Genomic DNA, 5,882 nt, shown 5'->3' on the forward strand with positions numbered 1-5,882 from the left:
CCGGTCGAGCCGGCGGAGCCTCAGCCGGTCGAGCCCCGGCCGGTCGAGCCCCGGCCCGTCGAGCCCGAGGACGTCGAGCCCGAGGACGTCACCTGGTATGCCGACGAGGGCAACGACTTCGACGCCACGTCGTTCGAGGAGATCGAGGACGCCTTCGCCGAACCGTGGCCGGGTTTCGAGGACGAGCGCGGCGAACTCCCCATCCCGGCACTGCCGACCGCGGACGAATCGGACGACCACCACGACGACCACCACACCCGCGGCGGCCTCGACCGAGCCCGCTACCACGACACCGAGTCGCCCGAGGAGAGCCCGCCCACCCCGGGCGGCCTGCCGACCAGCGCCGGCAACGCGCCGTGGAGCATGTGGGCGGCGTACGGCATCTCCGACACCGAGGTCGACAAGATACAGCGCGCGGTCAAGCGCCTGCCGGAGAAGCCCACGCTGCGCGAACGCGCGCTCGGCGGCGGCGCGGCCAAGGCCGCCGTGGCCGGCATCGACAACATCGTCACGCTCGCGGTCGCCCTGCGGCTGGCCGACCTGCGCGTACTCCCGGTGATCGCCGACCGCCTGACCACCCGCCTGGAACAACGCCGCCGCCAACTCGCCCCCGAGGCGTGGAACCCCGACGACCTCGCCGCGATGCGCGAAACCCTCCTGGACGCCGAACAGTTCGGCGACCGCCTGGAGGCCGCGGGCGCCGGCGAGAAGCGCACCCGCAAACTCTTCGAACAACTGCTCACCGTGGTCCTGGCCCCGAAAACCGACACCAAGGGCATCCTGCGCCAGCTCGCGATCTGCGTCCTGTCCGACCGCCGGGACCGCTCACCGAACCCCCTGGTCGAGGAGATCCTCCTCAACTCCCAGTGGGGCGAAGCCTTCCGCACCGAACTGGGCCGCAGGTGGTCCGAACAGAACCCACCCCGCTGACCCACCCGAACGAACGATCCCGAAGTCGCGAGTGGTTCCCCGCCCTTCGACCCCGGGATCGTTTCGCGTGCCGGGCTTCAGCGCTGTACGGTCCAGCCGCCGGTGCGCAGGGCCACGGTCAGGGCGTCGGCCCGAGTGGGGTCCACCTGAAGCTCGACCAGGCCGGCCGGGCGGCCCTGGGCATGGTCGATGCGGATGTCCTCGATGTTGACCCGGGCCCGGCCCACGTCCGCGAACAGACGGGCCAGTTCACCCGGTTGGTCGCCCACCACGACCGGGACGGCCTCATACCGGGCGGCCGGCTCGCCGTGCTTGCCCGGAATCCGGGCATGCCCCGCGTTGCCGCGGCGCAGCAGCGTCTCCACGCCGCGCGAGCCCAGTTCACGCTTCGCGTCGTCGTCGGCGGCCAGCGCGCGCAGCGAGCCCACCACGGTGTCCAGGTCGCTCGCCAGGCCCGCGAGCACGTCGGCGACGGCGTTCGCGTTGGCACCCAGGATGTCTATCCACAGGTTCGGGTCCGAGCCGGCGATCCGGGTGACGTCGCGGACGCCCTGCCCGGCGAGCCGAGTGTCGGTGTCCTCGGCGTGCTCCAGGCGGGCGGCCATCAGCGCCGCCACCAGGTGCGGCGCGTGCGAGACGAGCGCCACCGCGCGGTCGTGGTCGCGCGGCGCCATCACCACGGGCACGGCCCGGCACAGCGACACCAGCTCCAAGGCCCGATTGAGCGTCTCGGTGCCGGTGTCGCGTGACGGCGTCAGCACCCACGGCCGACCCTCGAACAGGTCGGCCCGCCCCGCGAGCGGACCCGATCGCTCCCGCCCGGCGAGCGGGTGCCCGCCGATGTACGACGACCCGTCGCAGCCCAGCGCCTCGATCTCGTGCAGCGGCTGTTCCTTGACGCTCGCGACGTCGGTGTAGCCCAGCGCCAGGCGCTCCGCCTGGACCAGCGCGAGCGTCTCGCCGATCCGACCCGGCGGAACCGCGAGCACGGCCAGGTCCACCGGCCCCGGCGGCGCCTCGTCCAGGCCCGCGCCCATCGCCGCGGCCGTGCGTACCGCGGTGGTGTCGTGGTCTCGCAGATACACCGTGACCCCGCGTGAGGTCAGCGCGAGCGCGACCGATGTTCCGATGAGTCCGGTGCCGACCACGGCGGCGGTACGCATGAGGTGAACTCCCAGGGGGCCTGCGCCGAGAACGGGGGACCGACGAGGCGGCCGGATGTCGGCGACGGAATGACGGGGCAACCGAGCAAGGCTACCGGTGACGGTACTCTCGGGCGGTGTCCCATCGCCCCGCGTCGTCCCCGCCGCCGGGATCGCCGGTTCTCGGCGGGGCCCCCGGTGAACCAACCAGTGAAAGGTCAGCGACCGTGGAAGCCCGTACGCCGCTCGCGACAGCCGTGGTCGCCATCGACGGCCCGTCAGGTTCCGGCAAGTCCAGTGTCTCCCGCGCGGTCGCCGCGCGGCTCGGGCTGCGCTACCTCGACACCGGTGCGATGTACCGGGCGATGACGTGGTGGATGCTCACCAACGGCGTCGACGTCCACGACCCCGCCGCGGTGGCCGCCGCCGCCGACAAGCCGCAGATCGTCTCCGGGACCACCCCCGACGCCCCCACCATCACCGTGGACGGCCGCGACGCGGCGGGCCCCATCCGCACCGACGCCGTCACCAAGGCGGTCAGCGTGGTCAGCGCCGTCCCCGACGTGCGCACCCGCCTGGTCGACCTCCAGCGGGCCGTGATCGGCACCGGCGGCATCGTGGTCGAGGGCCGCGACATCGGCAGCGTGGTCGCGCCGGACGCGCCGCTGAAGGTGTACCTGACCGCGTCCGAGGCGGCCCGCGCCGCCCGCCGCAACGCCGAACTGACCGGCGCGCAGGCCACGAGCGTCGCGGCCACCCGGGCCGACCTCGCGCGCCGCGACGCGCTCGACTCGGGCCGCGCGGTCGCGCCCGCGGGCATGGCCGAGGGTTCGATCCTGGTGGACACCACCGAACTGGACCGCGAGCAGGTCGTCGAGCACCTGCTGGCCCTGGTCACGGAACACGTGCGGTGACGGCGACCCCGAGCACCACCTCGACCCCCCGCACCCCCTCGACCCCGAGCAGCACGTCGACGCCGGGCCCCGCCGCGAAACCCCCGCTCGCCGGGGCCGCGCACTTCATCGGCGAACCGCTGCTGCGCAGCTTCTGGCGCATCCGCGCGCTGGGCGCGTGGCACGTACCGATGACCGGACCGATCATCCTGGCCGGCAACCACGCCAACTTCGTCGACGGGCCGATGCTCTTCGCGTTCTCGCCCCGGCCGACCCGGGTGCTGGTCAAGCGCGAGATGTTCAGCGGCGCCCTGGGCCCGATACTGCGCGGTATCGGCCACATCCCGGTCCAACGGGGCGTCGCCGACCGCCGGATGATCACCGATTCACTCGGTGTCCTGGCAGGCGGCGGGGCACTCGGCGTGTTTCCGGAAGGCACGCGGGGACAGGCCGACTTCTCGGCGGTGCACAATGGACTTGCATATCTGGCATTGCGCTCCGGGGCGCCCATCGTCCCGGTGGCCTGCCTCGGCACCGGTGCGCGGGGATCCTCGATCGGTGCATTGCCGGGTCTGCGCTCCCGGATCGACGTGGTCTACGGCAAGCCCTTCACGGCTGTCGAGAACGCCGACCGCCGGGCCACCCGCAAGGCCGTACAGGCCGCGTCCGACCGCATCGTCGAACGGCTCACCGCGCACCTGCGCGAGGCCGAGCGGATGACCGGCCGCGCCGGCTGACCGAAGTTTTCACCCGGTAGGGGTCTCGCACCCGTACCGCGACCCGAACGAGGAACACCCCCATGGAGCAGCACGCCGACGCCACCACCGAGGGCGCCTTCGACCCGGAGGCGTGGGAGGCGGGCTACGACCCCGAAGAGTGGGTGGACCTCGACGGGGACGCCCCCGACCGCGACGAGCACGGCGACGAGGGCGGCGGTCCACTGCCGGTCCTGGCCGTCGTCGGACGACCCAACGTGGGCAAGTCCACGCTGGTCAACCGCATCATCGGGCGCCGCGAGGCGGTCGTCGAGGACACCCCCGGGGTGACCCGCGACCGCGTGTACTACGAGGCCACCTGGAACGGGCGCCGGTTCACCGTCGTCGACACCGGCGGCTGGGAGCGCGACGTCGTCGGGATCGACCTCTCGGTCGCGGTCCAGGCGGAGTACGCGATCGACTCGGCCGACGCGGTCATGTTCGTGGTCGACGCCATCGTCGGCCCCACCGACAGCGACGAGGCCGTGGTCCGGGTCCTGCGCAAGGCCGGCAAGCCGGTCGTGCTCGCGGCCAACAAGGTCGACAACATGGCCCAGGAGGCGGACGCCGCCGCGCTGTGGTCACTCGGCCTCGGCCAGCCGTGGCCGGTCTCGGCCGTGCACGGGCGCGGCAGCGGCGACCTCCTCGACGCGGTCCTGGAGGTCCTGCCGGAGGCCCCGGCCCAGCGCTTCGGCCTCCAGGAGGGCGGCCCCCGCCGGGTCGCGCTGCTCGGCCGCCCGAACGTGGGCAAGTCGAGCATGCTCAACAAGATCGCCGGCGAGGACCGGGTGGTCGTGGACAAGGTCGCCGGCACCACGCGCGACCCGGTCGACGAGCTGGTCCAGCTCGGCGGCAAGACCTGGAAGTTCATCGACACGGCCGGCATCCGCCGCCGGGTGCACCTGACCCAGGGCGCCGACTTCTACGCGTCGCTGCGCACCACGGCCGCGCTGGAGAAGGCCGAGGTCGGGGTGATCCTGATCGACGCGAGCGAGCGGCTCACCGAGCAGGACACGCGCATCATCACGCTGGCGGTCGAGGCCGGCCGCGCGATCGTGATCGCGTACAACAAGTGGGACCTGATGGACGAGGAGCGCCGCTACTACCTCGAACGCGAGATCGAGCAGGACCTCGTCCAGGTCACCTGGGCACCGCGGGTGAACGTCTCGGCGCTCACCGGCCGACACATGGAGAAGCTGGTCCCGGCGATCGAGACCGCGCTGGCGAGCTGGGAGAAGCGCATCCCGACCGGCCGGCTCAACGCCTTCCTCGGCGAGTTGGTGGCGGCCAACCCGCACCCGATCCGCGGTGGCAAGCAGCCGCGGATCATGTTCGGTACCCAGGCCGGCACCAAGCCGCCGCGCTTCGTGCTGTTCACGAGCGGCTTCCTGGAGGCGGGCTACCGCCGCTTCATCGAGCGCCGCCTGCGCGAGGAGTTCGGCTTCCCGGGCACCCCGATCGAGATCCGGATGAAGGTCAGGGAAAAGCGCGGCCGCAACAAGTCGGGCCGCTGACCCCCCGAGCCGGCACCCCACCCGAACCACCGAAGGACCCGGACGCCCACGGGGCGTCCGGGTCCTTCGTTGTATCACCGCAGAGCCGGCGTCGGGCCGATCGCCGCTTCCACGCTGTGTGCAGACCCGGACCTCGCCGCGGAAGGCGGTTGGGTCCCGGACTACCGCTCGATCTCGTCGGCCGCCGCGAGTTCGGCGTCGGTGACGGCCGGTACCCCTTCGGGCAACGGAGCGGGTTCGCCGCCGTAAAACCCGCGAATCTCGTCGGCCGCGGCCACCTCGGCGGCCTCGCGACCGAGCAGGCGCAGTCCTTCCCGGAGCGCCTCCGACACCGATGCCAGGCCCAGGGTGCTCATCACCCGCGTCAGCGTCTCGATCTCGTCGGGACGAAGGCGGACCTGCGCGAGCTTCCCACCGCCGGGCGGCGTCGATCGCTCGGAACGCCGGCGTCCGGCGGTGGCCGCCGACCCCTTTCCGTGCCCGAAGGTGCCCGGCGGGGGCTCCGGTTTCGCGGACTTCACGGCCTCGCCTCCCCGGCTGGGCGTACGGATGTCGAACATCGAGTGCCGGATCGGCGTGCGATCGAGTCGAGCGGGCGCGCCTACAACGGCAGGTGGCCCGGGGGGATTTGGGGGCTGGGGACGCGTG

Annotated in this window: 5 protein-coding genes and 1 pseudogene; 4 read left to right on the plus strand and 2 right to left on the minus strand. The window is 72.8% G+C overall.

What is annotated here, in order from left to right; genetic code table 11:
* A pseudogene (locus GT354_RS14990) lies at nucleotides 1-930 on the plus strand (hypothetical protein); the annotation flags it as partial.
* Nucleotides 931-1,007: 77 nt separating this feature from the next.
* Here GT354_RS14990 and GT354_RS14995 read toward each other — a convergent pair.
* Complete coding sequence (locus tag GT354_RS14995; RefSeq protein WP_161356810.1) at nucleotides 1,008-2,093, minus strand: prephenate dehydrogenase; 1,086 nt, start codon at nucleotides 2,091-2,093, stop codon at nucleotides 1,008-1,010.
* Nucleotides 2,094-2,299: 206 nt separating this feature from the next.
* Between GT354_RS14995 and cmk the strand changes: the two genes are divergently transcribed.
* From cmk to der, 3 genes are all read left to right on the plus strand, one after another.
* On the plus strand, nucleotides 2,300-2,986 hold the full coding sequence (cmk, locus tag GT354_RS15000) for a (d)CMP kinase (protein ID WP_161356811.1): 687 nt from the start codon (nucleotides 2,300-2,302) through the stop codon (nucleotides 2,984-2,986).
* 119 nt (nucleotides 2,987-3,105) lie between these two features.
* Nucleotides 3,106-3,702 (plus strand): lysophospholipid acyltransferase family protein, encoded by a 597-nt coding sequence (locus GT354_RS15005; RefSeq protein ID WP_202511916.1) that lies wholly within the window; start codon nucleotides 3,106-3,108, stop codon nucleotides 3,700-3,702.
* Between the two features lie 62 nt (nucleotides 3,703-3,764).
* Nucleotides 3,765-5,234, plus strand: a complete 1,470-nt coding sequence (gene der / locus GT354_RS15010) for a ribosome biogenesis GTPase Der (protein ID WP_161356812.1) — start codon at nucleotides 3,765-3,767, stop codon at nucleotides 5,232-5,234.
* Between the two features lie 161 nt (nucleotides 5,235-5,395).
* Here der and GT354_RS54000 read toward each other — a convergent pair whose 3' ends face one another.
* The gene (locus GT354_RS54000) at nucleotides 5,396-5,755 is read right to left on the minus strand and encodes a hypothetical protein (protein ID WP_237534896.1); all 360 of its coding nucleotides are present in this window, start codon (nucleotides 5,753-5,755) and stop codon (nucleotides 5,396-5,398) included.
* Between the last annotated feature and the right edge of the window lie 127 nt (nucleotides 5,756-5,882).

This window comes from Streptomyces sp. SID3343 (assembly GCF_009865215.1).
Classification (GTDB): Bacteria; Actinomycetota; Actinomycetes; order Streptomycetales; family Streptomycetaceae; genus Embleya.